The 20,516-nt window shown below is 37.5% G+C and carries 21 protein-coding genes; 5 read left to right on the forward strand and 16 right to left on the reverse strand.

Translation table 11 applies throughout. The features are described from left to right. Positions 1-9: 9 nt before the first annotated feature. The 3 genes from I6E82_RS05040 to I6E82_RS05050 all read left to right on the forward strand — a co-directional run bounded on the left by I6E82_RS05040 (position 10) and on the right by I6E82_RS05050 (position 3,307). On the forward strand, positions 10-393 hold the full coding sequence (locus tag I6E82_RS05040; RefSeq protein WP_024591078.1) for a DUF3192 domain-containing protein: 384 nt from the start codon (positions 10-12) through the stop codon (positions 391-393). An 11-nt stretch (positions 394-404) separates the two neighbouring features. After that, positions 405-2,093, forward strand: a complete 1,689-nt coding sequence (locus I6E82_RS05045; protein WP_197116982.1) for a hypothetical protein — start codon at positions 405-407, stop codon at positions 2,091-2,093. 206 nt (positions 2,094-2,299) lie between these two features. Further along, positions 2,300-3,307, forward strand: coding sequence for an isocitrate dehydrogenase (locus tag I6E82_RS05050; RefSeq protein ID WP_007580684.1), 1,008 nt, complete (start codon positions 2,300-2,302; stop codon positions 3,305-3,307). 57 nt (positions 3,308-3,364) lie between these two features. Here the strand turns inward: I6E82_RS05050 and I6E82_RS05055 are convergent, their stop codons facing one another. Then, positions 3,365-6,361 carry an immune inhibitor A domain-containing protein gene (locus I6E82_RS05055; protein WP_197116984.1) on the reverse strand — a complete coding sequence of 999 codons (2,997 nt, stop codon included), beginning with the start codon at positions 6,359-6,361 and terminating at the stop codon, positions 3,365-3,367. Between the two features lie 489 nt (positions 6,362-6,850). Between I6E82_RS05055 and I6E82_RS05060 the strand changes: the two genes are divergently transcribed. Both I6E82_RS05060 and ilvN read left to right on the forward strand, forming a co-directional pair. After that, on the forward strand, positions 6,851-8,575 hold the full coding sequence (locus I6E82_RS05060) for an acetolactate synthase 3 large subunit (protein WP_010552970.1): 1,725 nt from the start codon (positions 6,851-6,853) through the stop codon (positions 8,573-8,575). Continuing rightward, positions 8,575-9,072, forward strand: a complete 498-nt coding sequence (gene ilvN / locus I6E82_RS05065) for an acetolactate synthase small subunit (protein WP_007580691.1) — start codon at positions 8,575-8,577, stop codon at positions 9,070-9,072. The genes I6E82_RS05060 and ilvN overlap by 1 nt, the downstream gene beginning before the upstream one ends. 92 nt (positions 9,073-9,164) lie before the next feature. Here the strand turns inward: ilvN and I6E82_RS05070 are convergent, their stop codons facing one another. From I6E82_RS05070 to I6E82_RS05140, 15 genes are all read right to left on the reverse strand, one after another. Further along, positions 9,165-9,440: an HU family DNA-binding protein gene (locus I6E82_RS05070; protein ID WP_002962474.1), complete on the reverse strand. Its 276-nt coding sequence runs from the start codon at positions 9,438-9,440 to the stop codon at positions 9,165-9,167. Between the two features lie 210 nt (positions 9,441-9,650). Then, on the reverse strand, positions 9,651-10,190 hold the full coding sequence (locus tag I6E82_RS05075) for a DUF3833 domain-containing protein (protein ID WP_010552971.1): 540 nt from the start codon (positions 10,188-10,190) through the stop codon (positions 9,651-9,653). 1 nt (position 10,191) lies between these two features. Further along, complete coding sequence (locus tag I6E82_RS05080; protein WP_024609161.1) at positions 10,192-10,680, reverse strand: chalcone isomerase family protein; 489 nt, start codon at positions 10,678-10,680, stop codon at positions 10,192-10,194. Positions 10,681-10,734: 54 nt separating this feature from the next. Further along, positions 10,735-11,235, reverse strand: coding sequence for a DUF2878 domain-containing protein (locus I6E82_RS05085; RefSeq protein WP_197113781.1), 501 nt, complete (start codon positions 11,233-11,235; stop codon positions 10,735-10,737). After that, positions 11,213-12,475, reverse strand: coding sequence for an SAM-dependent methyltransferase (locus I6E82_RS05090; protein WP_165735776.1), 1,263 nt, complete (start codon positions 12,473-12,475; stop codon positions 11,213-11,215). The genes I6E82_RS05085 and I6E82_RS05090 overlap by 23 nt, the downstream gene beginning before the upstream one ends. Positions 12,476-12,512: 37 nt before the next feature. Continuing rightward, positions 12,513-13,250, reverse strand: a complete 738-nt coding sequence (locus I6E82_RS05095; RefSeq protein WP_007580701.1) for a DUF1365 domain-containing protein — start codon at positions 13,248-13,250, stop codon at positions 12,513-12,515. Then, on the reverse strand, positions 13,243-14,499 hold the full coding sequence (locus I6E82_RS05100; protein WP_007580703.1) for an NAD(P)/FAD-dependent oxidoreductase: 1,257 nt from the start codon (positions 14,497-14,499) through the stop codon (positions 13,243-13,245). The genes I6E82_RS05095 and I6E82_RS05100 overlap by 8 nt, the downstream gene beginning before the upstream one ends. Beyond that, entirely contained in the window at positions 14,496-15,206 is a 711-nt protein-coding gene (locus I6E82_RS05105; RefSeq protein ID WP_024591087.1) for an SDR family NAD(P)-dependent oxidoreductase, read from the reverse strand. The genes I6E82_RS05100 and I6E82_RS05105 overlap by 4 nt, the downstream gene beginning before the upstream one ends. Before the next feature lie 2 nt (positions 15,207-15,208). Further along, entirely contained in the window at positions 15,209-15,637 is a 429-nt protein-coding gene (locus I6E82_RS05110) for a nuclear transport factor 2 family protein (protein ID WP_197113784.1), read from the reverse strand. 1 nt (position 15,638) lies between these two features. After that, positions 15,639-17,033: a deoxyribodipyrimidine photo-lyase gene (phrB, locus tag I6E82_RS05115; RefSeq protein ID WP_197113787.1), complete on the reverse strand. Its 1,395-nt coding sequence runs from the start codon at positions 17,031-17,033 to the stop codon at positions 15,639-15,641. After that, the gene (locus tag I6E82_RS05120) at positions 17,033-17,986 is read right to left on the reverse strand and encodes a YbgA family protein (protein ID WP_024591090.1); all 954 of its coding nucleotides are present in this window, start codon (positions 17,984-17,986) and stop codon (positions 17,033-17,035) included. The genes phrB and I6E82_RS05120 overlap by 1 nt, the downstream gene beginning before the upstream one ends. A gap of 8 nt (positions 17,987-17,994) precedes the next feature. Beyond that, a complete protein-coding gene (locus I6E82_RS05125) occupies positions 17,995-18,675 on the reverse strand; it encodes a ChrR family anti-sigma-E factor (RefSeq protein WP_197116987.1) in 681 nt (226 codons plus the stop codon). Next, complete coding sequence (locus I6E82_RS05130) at positions 18,668-19,291, reverse strand: sigma-70 family RNA polymerase sigma factor (RefSeq protein ID WP_010552978.1); 624 nt, start codon at positions 19,289-19,291, stop codon at positions 18,668-18,670. The genes I6E82_RS05125 and I6E82_RS05130 overlap by 8 nt, the downstream gene beginning before the upstream one ends. Before the next feature lie 68 nt (positions 19,292-19,359). Further along, positions 19,360-19,938, reverse strand: a complete 579-nt coding sequence (locus I6E82_RS05135; RefSeq protein ID WP_024591092.1) for an LON peptidase substrate-binding domain-containing protein — start codon at positions 19,936-19,938, stop codon at positions 19,360-19,362. A gap of 235 nt (positions 19,939-20,173) precedes the next feature. Then, positions 20,174-20,446, reverse strand: coding sequence for a hypothetical protein (locus tag I6E82_RS05140; RefSeq protein WP_007580717.1), 273 nt, complete (start codon positions 20,444-20,446; stop codon positions 20,174-20,176). Between the last annotated feature and the right edge of the window lie 70 nt (positions 20,447-20,516).

The raw sequence follows: 20,516 nt of genomic DNA on the forward strand, positions 1-20,516 counted from the left end.
GAGTAAACCATATTGAAAAAATTTATCCGATATTTAATCTTAGGTTTAGGGCTATATGCACTGATAGCAGCGTTGGTGATCACTTTTTATAAAGACGATCCTCAGGCTATGATCTGGCAAGACCGAGAAGCTTTTAATAAACGTTATATCGAAAAACTATCACTTGAGCAGCCAACAACACTAAATACTGTGCTTGATTATTTAGGCAGCCCCGACCTTACTTATGCCAAACGAGATGGTGAACAGGTATTTCAGATTGTTTTTTACCGTACACAGCATAAAACATCTGACGGTATAACCACTATGGATGAATGTACTGGGTTATTATTTAAAAATGGGCAGCTATTTTTATGGGGTCCTAGTGCATATAATAAATATCAAGAACAAAATTAGGTGAAGGTTTAATGGATGAAGCTGTTTCAACTACTTTAGAGCAGCTGCTTAATAATACGCAGCTGTTTTTAAGCTATTATAACAATAAACAAAAATGGACAGCCTTATACCCCATGGCAAGTAAGCTAGCTGAGCAATATAGAGTGCTCTATAGCGAACAGCCATTCGCATTACAAGCTCGTTTAACACTTTATAATCCTAATTATTCTTATGCCACCAACTTAGTTGTTAGTCAGAGTGTAATAACCGCTGCACTTTGTAAATCTCAACACTATAACAATGCCCTAAGCGAGCTATACATAACGGCTTCACTCATTGAGCATTTATGTGTTGGAGCGCAATTAAACAAGCTCTGTGAGCAAACACCTTTTCAAGACTCTGATAAAAACATATGGAAAATGCGTCATCAGTTAGCTGCAAAAGTAATGTTATCCAGTGGCGATTCTGCCAAACCCGTTACGCAATTATTAGCTAAGTTAAGTAAATATAAACAAGCATTGGTAAGTGCTCCTAAAATAATGCTTTACGATGGGGGCATAACACTAATTGCTTTAGCAAATATTATTAGTATGAACATTACTAGTAATACGGCTAATAAACACATGAGTTTATTTAAAGCACTTACTGACTTGTACATTCGCACACCAAATTTGTTTGCACTGCAGCTAATCAAATCACTTATAGCCCATTTGGGGCCACTGTTACCGGGAAGCCGCGTTTTTTATGCCGAGCAAACCATGATTTATTTAGCGACTGATGCGCAGCAAAAACATATTTTAATTAGTACCGCTAATCCAAATAAATTGGCTTGGTTTAGCGTTAAAGCAACCCTTAACGACAACCCAAAACAATGGCATTGCGCTGATAAAACCATTAGCTTCAAAGTGTTTAACAGTGAACATGTTAAGTCAAAAAGTGTGGTTGGCGTTGATAAAGCACAGTCTTTACTTGAACTAATAAGTAATATTAAGTCACAGCACGAATATAGCTATAAAGGGCTAAGCCAGCTAATGGCGGCTCACCCTCAGGTAGTTGCTAATTTATGTGAGGCAGTAAAACCTTATAATAAGGAGCATCAGGCCGCTAAAGACTTAAAGCATAGTTTATCGATGGTCGGTTATTATAATGCGCCCGCGATAATTCAAAGAGTTGTTTTTGAGCAATTAGTTAATGTTACCCCACACCCTCTACAAGCCTACGTTACTAACAGATTAAATGGTTTAGTGAAAATAATGGCCTTATTAGTCAGTAAAAATAAACACGACCAGTTTGAACACATTACATTACCTTTATATGCTTATGCTCATTTTTTATTAACGCAATGCAGTACACAGCTTTCTCGTAAAACGCTGATTGACGACACACCAAATAAAACATTGAGTGCCCCTATTTGCTCATTTTTTGGTGTGGATTCAATTAATAACGAGCAACTAACGCAACAGCTTACTCATTTATTAAGTGACAACCCATGGACAACGGCACTTTTAGAAGCAGAGCAAACACCTAAAAAACACTTAACTGATTCTCATAAACTCTGGATCACACTTAAAATTGTTGCACAGAGTGTTTTTAAACCAGAACTTGCGCTAACAGCGTGGCAACTGCAAACATTAAACGAACAGCTGAAAATACTAAATTGGCAAAACCCAACTGATTTTAATCAAAAATTAGAATCTCTCGCGTTATTTAATAGTATTTAATTTATGGAAACCTATTTAACGTCTTTATACCCATTATAACTTTGGTGTATACCCAGTATTTCTTGTATAAACTAGCAAAATGGGTGATAAGTTGATATAAATGCGCCCTTAAATTTTCAAGCACGTTCACATAAATGATCTAACAAGCGATTATCCTCTCAGGGTAATAATTTATGTGCAAATCAAACTCTTTAAAGGAAAAGTCAATGGCCAAACAAACCATCACAGTGATCAAAGGCGACGGCATCGGTCCGAGCATTATAGACTCAGCACTTGAAATATTAAAAGCCGCAGGTTGCGACTTTGATTATGAATTTGTTGATGCTGGCCTAGCTGCACTTGAAAAAACAGGTGAGTTACTTCCACAAGACACGGTTGATACAATAGCTAGAAACAAAATCACTCTTAAAGGCCCATTAACAACGCCTGTAGGTGAAGGTTTTACGTCTATTAACGTAACACTTCGTAAGCAATTTGGTTTATACGCTAACGTACGCCCTGTTAAATCATTTGTTGGCACTAAAGCGCGTTACGACGATATTGATATCATTACTATTCGTGAAAATACGCAAGGTATGTACTCAGGTGCAGGCCAAATAGTAAGTGAAGACGGTAATGAAGCAGAAGCAAAATCGATAATTACGCGTGAAGGCGCAGAAAAAATCGTAACTTTTGCATATGAGCTAGCGGTACGTGAAGGTCGTAAAAAAGTAACTGCTGTTCATAAAGCTAACATTTTAAAATCAACATCTGGTTTGTTTTTAAAAGTAGCACGTGAAGTAGCTGAGCGTTACCCACAAATTGAATCAAATGAAATGATTGTTGATGCAACGTGTATGAAACTGGTAATGACACCTGAAGAGTTTGACGTAATTGTTACGACTAACTTATTTGGTGATATTTTATCTGACCTTTGTGCTGGTTTAGTTGGCGGTTTAGGTATGGCTCCAGGTGCTAACATTGGTGAAGACGCTGCAATTTTTGAAGCTGTACACGGTAGTGCACCAGATATTGCTGGCAAAAACCTAGCTAACCCAACATCTGTAATTTTAGCGTCTATCCAAATGCTTGAGCATTTAGATATGGGCGATACAGCAGAGCGTATTCGTAGTGCTGTTGCTGATGTAATTAAATCAGGCGACCGTACAACTCGCGATTTAGGCGGCAGCCACGGTACAACTGATTTCACTCAATCAGTAATTGACCGTTTATAATTAATATTTGTTATTAATTTAAAAAGCCCGCTAATTTAGCGGGCTTTTTTTTATTTGCTAGCTGCGCTTTATCCTAGGTAAGCATAAAAGTAATAACACTAATAAACCTGCCAATGATCCGCCACTTGAACCCGAACTACTTTGTTGCTTTTGCACTGTAAGAGATAACTCTTTAGCAAAAGTGTCATTTGTTTGAGTGTCAGTAACATTCAACGTTACACTAAATGCCCCGCCAGTCTGATAAGTATGCCTTGGGTTTTGTAAGTTTGATACCGCACTGCCATCACCAAAATCCCAACTGTAATTATAACTATTAAAGCCGCCGGTTACTTGCGCATTAAATTGAGCGCTTAAATCATTTACTGTAACGTTTGCGTCTATGCTAAGCGGAACAGTTGCCGTTACATCAACCGCTTTAGTTTGCTCCGTGCCTTCGTTATCTGTCACTGTAAGCGTTACTTGGTAATCACCAGAGTATAAATAATTATAAGTGAGCGATTGCGTCGTTAAAGTACTTCCATCCCCTAGCTGCCAATTATAAGTATAAGGTGCGACTCCACCTGTAAACGAAGCTTGAGCTGTTAATATTCCTTGGATTATTTCATATTCAATTTCATTTACAGATAATGGCTCAACTAATGTAACTTGAGCTACAGCTACTTGCTGTGAAGTATCATTACTTGCCATAAACTCAACGCTATAGGTGCCATAGTCTTGATATTCATGAGTAGGCGTTAACTCTGTGCTTGAGCTACCATCGTCAAAATTCCACGTGAATTTATCCGCTGGCGTGAGTGCAAAACCTTCTACATTAAAATTAACGATTAAACCTGTTTTGGTAAAACTAATACCCTTAGTAACATCGTAATTAAGCTCTACTTCTATATCTTCACTATCAGCTGACTGGCTTATAATATTAAACCCAAAGCCAACCTGTGGAAGCACAACGCCCGATGGCTGTTGCGCTGAAAAACTATAGTCGGTTTTATCAGTAAACTCTGTAATAGCTGATAAATCATCATCACCTAATCCAGCTCGCTGTGGATATAAACTAAAAGCAGCATCACGAATTTGAATTGCTGAAGCAGCCGGAGTTTGCGTACTGCCTTTATTTATCGAGCGCTGATCAGCATCTACCACTAATGCAAAACCACTACCTGGATGCTCTGTCGTGTTGTTATCTGCTTGAGATTCATTGCTATACCACAATAATAATCCCGGTGAGTACTGCTCTGCTTGCAAACTACTATCAACGCCTGTGTATGAACGCAATTGTAAATAGTAATGTGATGGCGATGCATATGTGTAACTACCTATTTTTTCAAAGCCATTAAACTCGGTGTTAATTTGATCTTGTGCATTATTTTGCCAAATTAAAGTATCACTTTGCACAATACGCATATCATCCACAACAAAACCATAATAATGTGTGTTCGCATCTGTTATGTATTCAATTTTTAGATCAATGATTTGCCCAGAATAAGCAGATAAATCAAACTCATGAGTTAAATAGCCGTTAGGCTGCTTAGCATCACTATTAAAAAATGAATCACCTGATATATACGGACCAATGTCACCATAGTATGGGTTAATTGCTTGGGTATAATTACTAGCAATAGGCTCCCCATTTACTTTTACCTGTACTAAATCATAGTCGCGCTCAATACTATAATAAGCAATAAAGCTTAAAGTAAGTGCCTCAGTTGTGTTTGGTAGCGTTACTGTATTAACTAGGCTGTTACTAACATTGTCGCCCGTATTTGAATAGTATTGAAAATCGCCTTCTACTGGCGTTTTAAATTTTTCGAGTCGAGATGGCAGTGTTATTTTTATTTGGCTTTGTAGTTGTGAAGTACTCGCAGTATTAATTAATGTTTGCTGTGCGTTAGCATCTATCTCATCCATATCAAGCGTGAGCTGATTAGCCCAATTACCCTGGTATCGATTTTGTAAATATTCAAGCGCATAAGGACTAAACATAACAGGCTCTGAACCTCGTGGCGAACCTGCCCAACTTCCTGTCGACATAACTGACCAAGACGCAACAGGCTCACCTACCGTGTTAGATTGTAAGTCGTATTCATCTAATAATCCCAAGTCATGCCCAAACTCATGTACCACCACGCCAATCCCAGCATCAATTGGATTAATTGTGTAACCAAAGAGTTTAATACTGCTGCCTGTAATCTCGCTCGGCCCGCTATTTTCATCAAATACATAGTAGCGGTGCGACCAAATAGCGTCGGTGCTTAGGTAGCCACCACCCGCTTCCTCGCCAATACTTGAATGAAAAATCATTACATGGTCAATAATGCCGTTGGGTTCATTAATAATTCCGTCGCCATCAACATCATCTAAATCAGTTAAATCATAGTCCGCTAAATTAATATTAAACTTTGCAACCGCCTTCTCCACAGCCTCTTTGACTAAAGCGGGCGCATTTTTATCACGCGTACTGCCTTGGCGTTCACCATATATTTTTGCATTACTATCAGCAGTTACCCAGCCATATACCTGCCCGTTAAAGTTTAAGCTATTACCAGACGCTGCTTTATAATAATCTGCAGCCGTTGATAAGCTTTGTCCATCAGGGCCCGCATAACCTTGAGTATTAAAAAGCATTTGCTGATAGTGTTCAGTTGAATAATCAGCGTAAAACATATCTGTGTCTTGCTCTACAAGTCGATTATCGTCATGTTTGAGGTCAGGAAAATCAATTAAGATAGCTAACACTTTTACATCATTAACGCTTTGATCAGGCACTAGCGACGTTGAAAAAGCGGCTTGTTGTTTATTTGTGTTTGAAAAATCCGTAGAGGAAGATTTAAATCGCCTAAAGCCATTTTTAATTGAGTGATTGGCAACGTCTTTGTTACTCATATATGACTTAAATGAACTATCTAACTCACTAGAGGATATTTGGTCTCTTTTTTTAAGCCAATATAAAATACGTTCTTCGTTAGTTATACCAACATCATGCGGGCTTAAATTATTAGCCGCTACTATAGGGCTTAATAGCGTAGTTAAAAGCGCAATTAACGTCACTTTTTTCACTGTGTTTTCCTCAAACATAATTATGTAGTAATCATACCTAATAATAGAAATTTAAACATGCGATAAAAACATATAGTTAACATGTGCAATAAAAGTTAATGGTCTTTCACACTCTTTTATAACTAAAATCAAACACACAACCTAAAACGCATAATTTCTGCTAGTTAACTCAGTTAAATACAGTATTTCCGCAGATTTAAATTAAAAAAAGCTACAAAACGAATTTAAAATGCAAAAAACCACTTTCAAGGTTGACATAAGAGTTCAAAACCCTTAAAAATAAACCTATACAGAATTTTTAATTTAAAAGCAGTGTTTTGCTAAGTAGAGTAAAAACTATGAACACACAAATTAACCTTTTAGTCGTACTCGTACTGGTCTTAGTTATAAGCCCAGCGGGGATGTATTAAAAGGTGATACTGCTTTTTAAAAACCCTCGCACTACGCGGGGGTTTTTTTATGCATAAAAAAGCGCACAGAGGAATGAGGATGAGCAAACAAGAATATAATGGCTCTGAACTAGTAGTTCAGGCATTAAAAGAGTTAAAGGTAAAATACATATTTGGCTACCCCGGTGGTTCGGTTTTAGACTTATATGATGCACTTTTTCAGCAAGATGATATTGAGCATATATTAGTACGTCATGAACAAGCTGCCACACATATGGCTGATGGTTATGCTCGTGCTACTGGAGACGTCGGTGTTGTACTTGCAACCTCAGGCCCTGGCGCTACAAACTGTATAACGGGTATTGCAACGGCCTACATGGATTCAATTCCTATGGTTGTATTATCAGGCCAAGTGCCTACAAGTTTGATTGGCGATGATGCATTCCAAGAAACTGATATTGTTGGCTGTTCTCGCCCTATAGTTAAACACAGCTTTAACTGTAGAAGTGCTAAAGAAATCCCAACAATCTTAGCTAAAGCCTTTTATATAGCCAGTACAGGTCGTCCTGGACCTGTTGTAGTTGAGCTTCCTAAAGATATGCTTAACCCTGCTATAAAGTTTGAATACGAATTTCCTAAAACAACAGAGCTAAGAACATACAGCCCTAATACTAAAGGGCATTCAAAACAAATTCGTAAAGCGGTAACAACTATTCTAGAGGCCAAAAAACTGGTTATCTATTCTGGCGGTGGTATTGTTATTTCAAATACGTCAGAGCAATTAACGCATTTAGTTGAATCGTTAAATGCGCCCATTACCAATACACTAATGGGGCTTGGCGGCATATCAGGTGTACATCCAAACTTTGTAGGTATGCTAGGCATGCACGGCACGCTTGAGGCTAACAAAGCAATGGCAAACGCCGATGTGATTTTAGCGCTTGGTGCACGATTTGATGACAGGGTAACTAATAACGTTAAAAAGTTTTGTCCAAATGCCACAATTGTACATGTAGATGTTGACCCAACTTCAATTTCAAAAACAATCAAAGCACACATACCAGTTGTAGGTTGTTTAGCAACCGTACTTGAACAACTACAAACGGGTATTGATAAAAGCCCAATTAAAATAGATCGCAGCGCGCAAGAAGATTGGTGGCGCCAGATTATCAGCTGGCGTGAACAAAAATGTTTAAGCTACAACACAGATGGCGACAAAATTAAGCCACAAGCCGTTATTGAAGCTGTTTATAAAGCCACTAATGGCGATGCTTACGTAAGTTCTGACGTTGGTCAGCACCAAATGTTTGCAGCGCAATATTACCCATTTAAGCATCCTCGTCAGTGGATAAATTCTGGCGGCCTAGGCACTATGGGCTTTGGCTTACCTGCTGCTATGGGCGTAAAATTAGCCTTTCCTGATAAAGAGTCTGTATGTATTACGGGTGATGGCTCTATTCAAATGAATATTCAAGAGCTATCTACCTGCTTGCAGTACAACCTAGCTGTAAAAGTTGTATCACTCAATAACCGCTCTTTAGGTATGGTACGCCAATGGCAAGATATGGTTTACGGCGGTCGTCATTCATCATCTTACATGGACTCACTGCCTGATTTTGTTAAGTTGGTTGAAAGCTACGGGCATGTGGGTATTAAAGTAAACACACTTGATGAGTTACAACCTGCAATCGATAAAGCTATGAGCATAAACGATCGTTTAGTCTTTTTAGATATTCTTGTAGACGAAAAAGAACATGTATACCCAATGCAAATCAAGTTAGGTGGCATTGATGAGATGTGGTTACGTAAAGGAGTGAAAGCATAATGCGTCGTATTTTATCTATTTTATTAGAAAACGAACCAGGTGCACTGTCGCGTATTGTTGGGCTTTTTTCACAACGTGCATACAACATTGACAGCCTAACTGTTGGCACAACTGATGATCAGTCGTTATCACGTATTACCATTACCACCATGGGTGATGACAGAGTGGTTGAACAGATCACAAAACAAGTTAACAAATTAGTCGACGTGCTTAAAATTATCGATTTAACAGAAATGAGTCACATTGAGCGAGAGTTATTGCTTGTTAAGGTATTTGCTCAAGACGAGACGACTCGTGCAGCGGTTACCCGCGTAGTTGATGTGTTTCAGGGTGTTATTTTAGATATGGGCCGACAAAGCTATAGCCTGCAACTAGTGAGCAGTACAGACAAAATAGAATCGTTTTTAGACACACTTCGCCATGAAACCGATATTATTGAAGTTGTACGTTCTGGTGCTGTTGGCATTGGCCGAGGCGATAAAGCCTTAAAAGCATAAATTTATAATATAAAGGCATCAATTGATGTCTTTATTAAACATAAAAAAAAAGAGCTAAATAGCTCTTTTTTTATTTTAATTCGTTAAACCTATTAAGGGTTTACTTGGTCTTTAAGACCTTTACCTGCTTTAAAGCTTGGGATAGTTGCCGCTGCGATTTGGATCTCAGCACCCGTTTGTGGGTTACGGCCAGTGCGAGCTGCACGTTCTTTTACTGAGAAAGTACCAAAACCAACTAATGCTACTGAATCACCTTCTTTTAAAGAAGAAGTTACAGCACCTGTAAACGCGTCAAGAGCACGAGTAGCAGCGGCTTTAGAGATTTCTGCATCAGTAGCAATTTTTTCAACTAATTGAGCTTTATTCATTGTTAGATTCCTATTCGTTATTATTTTGCCTTCGCAAAACCTATCTTTATGCATTTTTAAAGAGTTAGCAACAGCAAATTGCATTTTTTGCTTAAATTCTTAAAAAATGAGTAAAATTTAAATAATTCTCGGTAGAATACAGCGTGTTGGGTTAACAAAGACTTAATTTGAGTACAATTTTGGCGCAAGTTAAGCAACTGGGTAAATAAGCTATATTTTTTCGATAACTAAGGTCACTTCCCCGACCTCGACTCCAAACTTAACAATAGATGTGCGGTTTATCAAGCGCGATTGTGTAACCAGGTACATCCAATCGTCAAAATTCACTTCTAAAGTACTGCCATCGTATGGAAGCTCTACATCATAATTCCAATGAAATACGCTGCCGTCACTTTTGCCTTTTGCTGTACCTATAACATCAGCTGCTGTCCCCGTTAAACTATTGTCTTCATTTAACGTTATTTTCCAGATTCGCTTTTGGGTTTCGCCATCATCATAAACAAAGTCTTCTTCAATAACGCCCTGGTTACCGTCCCAAGTCGCATTCATATCTACGACAAGCTTTCGGGTCAATTCGCCTTTAAAGTCTTGTACAACACCATAGGCTTTCAAATTTCCGCTAAAAAACGTTTTAAAGTCGAAATTTGGCGATGTATTTTTATAATGTTCAACATTTGGTGCCGAACAGCTAATTAAAAGTAGAGCCGAGAGGCTCATAACAGCTGCTTTTAACGTGTTTAATATGTTCATATTAATTCCCTAATAATTGCTTTCGTAATTTTGGTTCAGAGGTTTTTTCATCAAGCCAAATAGCTAAAAAGTCACTCGAAAATTGAGGTTCATCAATTTCACCCATTTTTTCATCATTATGATAAAAAGTGCTCATACCTTGCTCATTTGTCACTAATGTTAGTGAGTCACCCTTTTTTATATCAGGCCAAATAGACAACAATTTACTGTCGTATTTATCTGCCAGCCCTGTTTTTCCAAGATGTTCCCACTGCTCATTTGTTGCTTTTACTATTTCTTTAGCGTCAAAGTCACGTAAATAGGTAAGCTTAAACTTAACAGGATGTGTTTCTGCGCTGTAATTACCTGAAGGGGTAAATAGCACAGCGTCATATACATCCCAAAATAAATACTCCATTCGTGCTTCGCCTACTTTATTAAATTGTGTGTTAGCTAAAACAATTGAAGTGGTAAGCAAATAAAAAGTAACTGCCTTTAGTAAAAATTTCAAAATAAGCTCCCTTTGAGTCAATGGGTAATGTTACGAAATAGAAATTGTGGAAGATCAGCGATTGATGAATAACTTGATTTTTTGGTTTATAAAAAGAATAACAGTAAACACTGTAGACCAAAGCGCCCCGTAAACGAGCCAGAATTGCCATAAAGGTAAACCTAAACTTATTACTTCAAAGCGCGCTCCAGCCCAATAACTTGCTGGCGCAAATGCCATACATACCAAAAAGGCCTGCCAAAGCTTTAATTTACTCAAAAAAAACATTGAGGTATTTAAAGAAAGTAGTAATGCAGCCCATAAAAACACGAGCCATAGAGGGAAGGGATAAACTTTAAATTCTAACAAGCCTAACTTTACCGCTATAAATTCTAACAATAGTGCTAAAGGTAGGGCTTTAATTAATAGTAAGGAGTCTTGTTTTTTCTGCTTTGACAAACAAAACATTAAAACAATAATCAAGCCACTAAAAAGTAGCAAATTGGCTTCAAGCAGCAGTGATAAAAACCACACTGCTTGAAATAAAACAAAATTAGTAACCGAGCGCAATATCATCGTTATCACTAGTAAAACGAGGTTTACGCGCCATTAAATGTACCGTACTTGTTGCTCTGGCTCTAAACGCACCTTCACAATAAGCAAAATAAAATAACCATAAACGATAAAAGCGTTCATCAAATTTAGAGCGGTCTAAATCAGGCCAGCTTTTTATAAAACGAGTTCGCCAGTCTGCTAATGTTCGTGCGTAGTGAGCGCCAATATCATTAACAGTATGAATAACCATATCGGTATTATTTTTAATCTGCTCACTCATTTCGTTAAGCGATGGCAAACATCCGCCCGGAAAAATATACTGCTGAATAAAGTCAGAGTTTTTTAAGTAGTGCTTATAACGCTGATCGCCAATAGTAATTGCTTGAATAAGCATGGCGCCATCGTCTTTTAGGAGCTCACCACACTGAGTGAAAAAGCTAGGTAAATAGTCGTGACCAACCGCTTCTATCATTTCAATAGAAACAAGCTTGTCGTATTTACCTTTTAGTAGTCTGTAGTCGAGCTTAAGTAATGTTATTTTACTTTCAAGACCAAGTTCAACAATCTTGTTAGCTACATAATCATGTTGCTCATCAGATATGGTTGTTGTTGTTACATGGCAATCGTAATGTGTGGCTGCATATATAGCAAATGCCCCCCACCCTGTACCAATTTCAATTACTGAATCATTTTTTTGAAGCTCAACTTGCTCACAAATGCGTTTAAGCTTGTATTGCTGAGCCTCTTCAAGTGTGGCTTCTTTTGTAGGATATACAGCACTTGAATAAAGCATTTCTTTACTTAAAAATGATTCGTACAAATCATTACCTAAGTCGTAATGAGCAACAATATTTTTCTTAGAACCCGATTCTGAATTTTTGTTTTTTATGTGATTAAATCGGTGTGCGATATTACTAAAAAATGCGAATTTTTTTTCAAACTCATCGAGTTGCTTTTCGTTTATAGCAAATATCTCAATGAATGAAGTTAAGTTGTCACAAGACCAATGTCCCAAAATATACGCTTCACCAGCGCCAACGCTCCCAGATAACGCAAACGCTTTATACATAGCTTTATCATTAACTGTTACTGTTGCTTTTAACGCAGACGATACATCACCAAAAACTGTGCGCTCATTTCCTTCAATTAAAACAACTTGACCTGTTTCAATTGACGAAAAGGCTTTAGTCACTAATTTTTTATATATATTAGTTAACCAACTAGTGCTTTGTTCGCAATTTAAGCTCGACACTTTATCCATTAAAATACCTATTAATTGTCCTGACTACCTATGTGCTTTATGGCTTACCTGAGTGACCTAGAAAAGGTACTCGCTTTATAAACAACTTTAATGCTTGATAATAAATACCTTTGAAAATAGACCATGTCATGGCCGGAAAACGTTTAAACAACTTATTAATCTCTTCGTTAGTGAGTTCTTTACGTTTCAAGCGAAGTGTTGCATCAAATAATAACTCTTCATTTCGCTTATTTTCAATGTGTATCAATGTTTTATCAGGCGATTGTTTAACATGCCAATGATAGTTCATATCTAGATTCATAAAAGGTGATACGGAAAAAACCTTCTTAAAGTTCACTTTTTTTTCTAAAGGGACTAAATAATAATGACGTTCGTTCCATGGTGTATTACTCACTTCAGCTATCATGTACTTAAAACGGGTGTCGTTGTGGCCAAAAAAGTAAAAATTAACAGGGCTAAAATACACACCAAAACAACGAAGCTGCCCTAACATGTAAATATGAGAAAAGGTTTCAGTAATACCTAAATTGGCAAGTTGATCATGCGCACGCTCAATAAGAGGTCGTTTAGCAAGTTCTGAGGTGTCTTTAAGATAATCAGCTTCATTAAATTTTAACGCTTTTAAGCCTGACGTACCTATGTGCTTATGCACACCATTTAGTTGTTGAGGATTATTTAAATCTACCCACATCATATACAAAGGGTAACTAAAACGATGTTCTTTAACAGCAAAACGGCGATGTTTTACATCGCCTAAATACACTGCACTAGTCAAATTCGACCCCAAGTTGCTTGGCTACATCTACACCACTGTGTACGCCATCTTCATGAAAACCATTGTACCAATAAGCACCACAAAAATAACTATTGTTTTGTCCATCAATACTGTGTTTAAGCTTTTGAGCAGCAATTGACTCTTGGTTAAATACAGGGTGATGATAAGTAAACTCGCGCAAAATTTTACTTTGGCTTATTCCTTCAAGGTGATTAAGCGTTACACAAAACTGTGTATCCGATTGTATACCTTGCAAAATATTCATTTGGTAAGTAACAACAGCTGCTTTATCAGTGTTGTTATTAAGTAGGTAGTTCCAACTTGCCCATGCCGCTTTTCTATCAGGTAAAAGGTTTGTATCGGTGTGCAGCACAACTGAATTCTCAGTGTAAGCTATTGCACCCAATACTGACTTTTCTTGCTCAGTCGCATCACCAAGTAGTGCAAGCGCCTGATCTGAATGACAAGCAAATATTACTTTATCAAACTTACTTAATTCACCATTGGCAAACTCTATTGTTACTTCATCATTTTGACGCGTAACAGATTTAATATCTGTATTAAGTTTAATTTTATCAGCAAAGCCTCTGATCAGTGGCTTAATATACTGACGAGAGCCACCTGGTACTACATACCACTGTGGTCTATTTGTTACATCTAAAAGGCCATGATTAAAGAAGAACTTAACAAAAAATTCAACGCCTACATTTTCCATTTCTTTAATACTGGTAGACCAAATAGCTGCGCCCATCGGAAGAATATAATGGTATTTAAAAAAGTCATTAAAGTGATTGTCACTAAGCAATTGCCCTAATGATTGATCAGACTGGTAATCATCTTTTTCATGTAGTGCTTTACACAATTTGTTAAACCTAACAATGTCGTACAATAATCGCCAAAACTTAGGTCTAAAAATATTACGACGCTGTGCAAACAGGCTTGTAAACGTATGGCCATTGTATTCAAAGCCAGTGGCTTCGTTATGAACACTAAAGCTCATCTGCGTTGTTTGTTTATCTACACCAATACGCGATAGTAACTTTTCAAAGTATGGGTAAGTTCTGTCATTAAATACAATAAAACCAGTATCTATTGCGTATTTTATGCCGCACACATCAACATCAACCGTTGCAGTGTGGCCACCTATATAATCATTTTTTTCAAATACGGTTACATCGTAATGTTTATGAAGCAAATGCCCACATGTTAAACCAGATACACCAGTTCCTATTATTGCTATTTTTTTCAACGGGCTAATCCTTTTGCGATTTTAAGCCAAATTGGGAGTGGCAAAATACGTAATGCTTTTAATATAAGAGTAAAACGGTACGGAAAGTGAACATCTTTTCGGCGCTTATGTATTCCCTTAATCATATAGTCTGCGGCTTTTTCAGCGGTAACAGCCATAGGCATCGGGAAATCATTTTTATTAGTAAGCGGAGTTTTCACAAAGCCAGGGTGAACTAAAGTCACATCAACATCATCTAAATCAACAGCTAAGCTTTTTGCTAAGTAACTTACACCCGCTTTTGATGCACCATAAGCTTCTGAACGAGGTAGCGCAAGATAGGTAACACTTGAGCTGACCAAAACAAGCTGACCACCTGAATTTATTTTAGGAAGTAGCGCCTCAAGGCAATACCCCATAGAGAGTAAATTTACGTTTATTACACGCTCAAACAATGCACTATCAAAATTTCGCGCGTCATCTATGTATTCACAATTACCGGCGTTTAAAATAACACGGTCAAAATGAGGAAAGCCAATAGTAGACTCTTTAATGTCTTGTAGATTAGTTGCATCAAATTTACACGCTTGAATATTGTCGTATTTAGCAAGCTCAGCGAGCTTTTCACTATTACGGCCACAAGCTATAACAGTGTCTCCCAATTGCGCATATTTAATTGCTAACTGCTCACCAATACCAGAAGTAGCACCCGTTATAAGTGTGATCATAATTAACCTGCCCTTTTATCAATTAGCTTTATAACACTACCAAGTAAAGGAATATGTTTGTACAGCAACTCGCCCACATTCAAGTAGTCTCTGTGCTTGATAATTTTGCCATTTTCAAAAATAAGCTTGCTATGACCTTCTACCGATATAGTTTTACCTGATGAAAGCTTTGGATGTGCATAGTGCATAGTCCAATAGATAAAAGCATTGTTGCCGCTATCAAACGAATCGCTAATATCAAACTGACAATGCTTAACATTGCTATATAAGTTAGCAAAGTACCTGCGCAATTCTACAATGCCATTAATTTCATGCATCGGGTCTATAAACTGTATGTTGTCACAGTAAATATCACTCAATAAATCAAGATTAGTGCTATCAAGCTGTTGGTATATTTCAACAAATTTATCTACTGGTAACTGGTTATCCATATCACACCTTAAATGCAGCAAGTGCACGTTCTCGTGCCGCTTTATGATCAACTATTGCTGGCCAGTAACATTCCTTATCTTTACCTATTGCGGCTAAATAAGTGTGTGGAAAATGAATGTGTTTATCTGGCACGTTTTCAAGCTCTGGCAAATACTTACGGATAAACTTGCCAGTTGGATCAAAGCGCTCGCTTTGTCTGATAGGGTTAAAAACTCTAAAGTAAGGCTGAGCATCACACCCAGTACTTGCAGCCCACTGCCAGCCACCATTATTAGAGGCTAAATCGCCATCAATTAGGTGCTGCATAAAAAAGCGCTCACCTTCGCGCCAGTCTATTAATAAATGCTTAGTTAAAAAGCTCGCAACAACCATACGTAAACGATTGTGCATCCAACCGGTTTGCTTTAGTTGTAGCATTGCAGCATCCACTAACGGGTAACCTGTACGCCCTTCACACCATGCTGTAAATTCATTTTCGCTTTTACGCCACACTACGGCGTTATACTTTTCGTTAAAGTTATCACCGCGCGAAAGCTTCGGAAATTCAGCAATTAAATGCCTGTAAAATTCGCGCCAAACAAGCTCGTTAATCCACGTAAACGTTTTACTTTTTGACGTAGTTAAAATATCAGGATAACGCTGCTGAATATTAATAAGCAGCTGTTTTGTGCTCACAATACCAAGTGCTAAATACGGGCTTAAACCTGATGTGCCTTTTACGCTGGGTATATCACGCTGATCGTCGTAGCTTGTAAGTTTGTCACATATAAAATTATCAACTACGGTTGAGAGTGTTTCGTCGTCAACCGGCCACTTATCCGAGCATCCATCACTTTTTAGTAAGTCGCTTTCATCAAATTTTATTGGATCAGAAGTTAGAGGCCATTGAGGCAAACTAAAATGTGTATCTTGATACTGCTTTAGCCATGCTCGCTTAAATGGAGTAAACACTTTATACATTTCATTACTTTGATTTTTAACCGTTCCAACAGGTGCAATTAAATCACCTTCGTACAAAGTAAAAGTAATTGAAAGCTCATCGCATTCGTGCAAAATTGCTTTATCGCGGTTTACTTCATTAAGCTCATATTCTGTATTAGCAATTACGTGTTTTACATCGTTTGATTTACAAAAATTAATAAGCTCACGCGTACAATCACAAAAGCTTGGCGCTTCAATAACATGTAAAGTAATGCCGTAATCAGCAAGCTGAGATTGAAGATAAGTAACTCGGCGCTTGAGTAAGTCAATCTGAATAGGCGCAGTTTGGTGCTGTTGCCACTGTTTTTCAGACACAAAAAAAATGGCGTGTTTAGCGCCATTATTTAGCGCTTGAATTAACGCTTCGTTAGAAAAAAGGCGCAAATCGCGCCTAAACCAAAATAATGTATCCATTAAATACCAAATCGTAGTTTTAAATCGTGAGGGTAAGGGTTAAAAAACACTTGTTTTTCAAGGTACTCATTTGGGTGAACCTTCAAATGATGTTTTAACAAGGTAAGTGGTACATACAATGGCACCAACCCTTCGCGGTATTCATCTATCGCATCACGAAGTTCTTGTTTTTCAACCTTCGATAAATCAGTTTTAAAGTAACCTTGTAAATGCATTAGCGTGTTGCAATTATTTCTGCGAGAAGCCGGTTTTTTAAGACCCGTCATCAAACCTAGAATATATTCATCAGCAACTGCATTTATATCATCACCTACATAAGTCCCCAGCAGGTTACCCAAATCACGATAAGCTTGATAGTTATGAGCCATTAACAAGTACTTATACTGAGAGTGAAATTGAGTAAGCTTGTGAACCGTAAGCGGCTCTTGTGCTAATTTTTGCCAGTTTTTAAATACGTAAATTCTCATTACAAAGTTTTCACGTAAATGCATGTCGTTTAAACGTCCGTTTTCTTCACATGGCAATAATGGGTTGTGCTTCATTATTTGCTCAGCAAAAAAACCAACGCCTTCTGAGGTATTACCTGTTCCTGCTTCATTGTATATTTTAATGCGCTCCATACCGCAGCTTGGGCTTTTTGCACAAAATACAAACCCGCTTAATTCTTTAGCTTGTTCAGTTGCAACTTTTTTACCATATTCAGTAAGTTGTTGGCCTACTTCGCCGGTGCCATCTGGGCGGCATACTTTAATAGTATCGCCCACTTTAACTTGGCGAATAGTTGGACGAGGTATCGGTAAACCAACAGCTACTTCCGGACAAAACCGTGTGTATTCAACGTGTTTGCCTAGTTCATCCATACAAAAATTTGACTTTTTATGTCCTGTGTCAAATCTAACTTTTTCGCCTGCTAAGCAGGCGCTTATACCTATTTTTATTATATCTGTGTGCATATATTCTCTTAGTAAATCAAATTACCTATTGGATTTAGTAACTTGCTGAAGCCCTTATTAAAATGTAGCGCACTACTGACAACTGTAAAGCATAAACATCCATCTTTCGTTAAAGGTGTATGTTGATGACTACCATCTTGCCAAATAAAATCGCCTGGTACGTAATTACCATCTTCATCACTAAACTCACCGTCTAGTAGTAAAGTAACTTCAAATCCGGTATGTGTATGCTCAGGAATTTCGCCACCAGCATCAATATGTAGCAAGCTAGAACGCAGCGCACCATCATCAAGCGAAACGCGAGATCGTGCCAACTTACCAACTTGTGTAAATTTGCTATGAGAAATACGTGTTAAAGCACGTGGAAGCTGATAGTTATGCTCATTCACTTTAATAGATACAGGCTCTACTTTGTAAACTTCATCAATAGAATCATCAGACATGATCATATCAAGTACGTTTAATTCAAATTCTTCAAGTAAATCAGATTTCTCAGTTTGAGGTTTCTCAAATTGAGCAGGCTCTTCATTAAATAATGCATTTGCATTACTTGCTTCAATTTTAGCTACTTTAGCTTGGCACACAGGGCACATGTCTACGTGAATAGAAACGGCTAAACTCAATGATGTAGCAAGTGATGCATCGCAATACTGTGTCAGTAAAGTTTCACTCGGGTGATGTTTAATCATGCTGATCTCCCATTTCATTACGTAATTTTTGCAAGGCCAAACGTAACCGTGATTTTACCGTGCCTACTGGAATATTAAGTTGATGTGCAAGTTGCTCTTGCGACATATCTTGAAAATAAACGCCTCTTACCACTTCGCGTTGAGCAATTGGTAATTTGTCTAAATAGCGCTTAATTTGTTTATCTTCTAAATGATCACTGTATTCGTGATGCGTATCTTGTGAGTCGTTTAGTAACGGCCAAATATCTTCGCTTATATTTTCTTCTTTATTACTTTTCATTTTACGAAGCATATCGAACGAAGCATTACGCATAACGGTATAAACCCACGTAGTCGCAGCGCCTTTTTCACTATGATACAAATGTGCTTTACGCCAAACAGACGTTAATGTCTCTTGCACAAGCTCCATGGCTTGGGCTTCAACACCAAACTGCTTAATTCCAAAGCGTTTAATTTTTGGCGCAAAGTATTCAAATAAATATGAAAACGCTTTTTTATCGCGTGATTGCGCAACATCTATAAGCGCTTGCATGAGCTCTTTACTCGGCGTTTCTGGCATGGCAGTGTACTTACCTGTATTAGGTTCACAACGTGGTGACTGTTGTTGACTTACCATAATAATTTATCCCGTTATTGCTTTTGTATTAAGTAATACGGGCAATAATTAATTTAGGATCATAAAATTTAGGCAAATTCGTTATTAATCACAGTATGGAGGAAATTCAGTAAGTTATCAAAATTCGTTTCAAACGCAAGTTGCTGTTTTTTCTCAATAGAAACAGGTAGGAGTTCAAGCCAACGTGCTGCAATCCATGGAAGCTTGTCAAAATGAGTTTTCTTGTACAACAAATTAAGTTCCGGATTACCTTGAAACACGTTTTTAAGCGCATCGTGTAGTAGGTAATGTTCACCAATTTGGTTGTTAGAATCTTTGTACCAATACGGCGTATTACAAGGCGATACCAAGCCATGACGTAATTCGTCTTCGTCTTGATAAACATCATTAATTTGCACATTTTGCGATGCAAATACATCAATTAATAATACATCGTTATCGTCTTGGTCAAAATCAATAATATCAACAAGGCAACCTTGCGCGCTTATATTAAAAGGCGTGTCATGCTCAAACGTACAAAGCACAAACCCTGTATTATTTTTTAATGCGGTTTTAACCATATTTAAGTAGCGAGGCTCAAATATGCGTAATCGCGTATAACCTTCAGGTAACATAAAAATGGGTAATGGAAAAATCGCACGTTTCATAAAGTCTACTTATTTCAAACACTCTGCCTTTATTTACGTGCGCTTTTGCTAAGTCGATCAGCTTTGTATGAATCGAATTAATTACCAGCTATATAATTGGCTAAAGATTAAACCAACCTCCCATAGCTTTAAACACTTGAACCGAGTAATAAGCGCTAATCATACTGACTACGGGTGCTAACATTAATGCAAATAATCCAAGTTCACTGCTCATCGTTTTAATCCTTTAAATGATTTATTTTACGTTTTTTATACTAGTGTCAGTATTTTTAAGCGTTGTGCTATCTGTTAAAACGGGCTCATCTAATAACCCCTCTAAAACAGTTTTAGCATCAAAATAAAGCGTTTCCTTTAGTGATTTTTCAAGCTCGATTGTGGTTTGCTTAACATAGCTTGCTACACTTTGAGTTAATATATCAGTTACATCTAGGTCCACCTCTGTTGCGTGTACTTGCGCAGAACCTAATACTAATAAACTTGCCATAGCGATTTTAATTGAATGTTTCATAATGGTATTCCTTGTTTGTGTATTGTTTAGACGTAGTTATATACTCAAGGGTTGTGCCAACATAAAAACA

The sequence above is a fragment of the Pseudoalteromonas sp. NZS11 genome (assembly GCF_015864765.1).
Classification (GTDB): Bacteria; Pseudomonadota; Gammaproteobacteria; order Enterobacterales; family Alteromonadaceae; genus Pseudoalteromonas; species Pseudoalteromonas arctica.